Source organism: Streptomyces regalis, assembly GCF_001509475.1.
Classification (GTDB): domain Bacteria; phylum Actinomycetota; class Actinomycetes; order Streptomycetales; family Streptomycetaceae; genus Streptomyces; species Streptomyces regalis.
Window position 1 is genome coordinate 1 of record NZ_LLZG01000217.1, and the last position, 874, is coordinate 874.

Here is an 874-nt window from a genome sequence, read left to right on the forward strand (position 1 = left end):
CCGGCAGGCATCCATCCCCTGCCCAGCACCACCGGCCGCTTTCCCGGCATCCAGGAAAACCCAGGTCCGCCCAGGAAACCTCAGCTCATCTGCGACGCTGTAGGCGCGCTGCACCAGCGCCCGGTCGACGGCGAGCCTGCCCCACACGGCCCGCATGGTCGGCCCCAGCGGCGGAGTGCAGGCGCCCGCGGCGGCGGTCACGGCGCCCAGCACGGGCGACGAGGCGGTGCCCGGGCGCCAGACGATCACCGTCAACAGCCCGAGTGAGGCGGTATAGGCCGCGACCATCGGCACGAGCGCCCGGCGCGGCCCGTACCGGTCGATCAGGGCCGCCCTCGCGGGCGACAGAAAGACGCTGGTCCCGGAGAACAGCGCCATCACGACACCCGCCACCGCATACGACCCGGAGGCCCGGCTCACGGCGAGCATCACGGACAGCGGGACGATGCCGTACGACAGCCTGCCGAGCAGGGCGGCGGCGAAGGTACGGCGGGCATACGGGATCCGGAGAACGGCGGCATACGAAGGCCGCACGACAGACGTGGAAGACACGGAGGTTCCTCGACTCGAGGCGGAAAAGGGGACGCCGCATCGCCGCGCCGGTCACGGCCGACCGGCCGTACACCGTGCGCGGGCAGGGCGTGCCCTATGCCAAGAGGAGGTACATGCGCGTCAACCTAGCAGCGGGGACCGGAAGTTGACACGCGAAATATCCGGAAGCCGACCGCCGTGAAGCCCCTGCCTGCCGCGCCCCGAGAGCCACCACACCCGCAAGCCGCGGGCATGCAGGGACGCCAACACATGCGCCCCACCGCCCTCAGCCGGCCGCACACACGGCCCCACCCGACCCGCAAGCCGCCCGCTCGAACGACGC

Annotated in this window: 1 pseudogene; it reads right to left on the reverse strand. The window is 72.1% G+C overall.

The window, feature by feature from the left end:
• A pseudogene (locus tag ADL12_RS22630) lies at positions 1–552 on the reverse strand (MFS transporter); the annotation flags it as partial.
• Between the last annotated feature and the right edge of the window lie 322 nt (positions 553–874).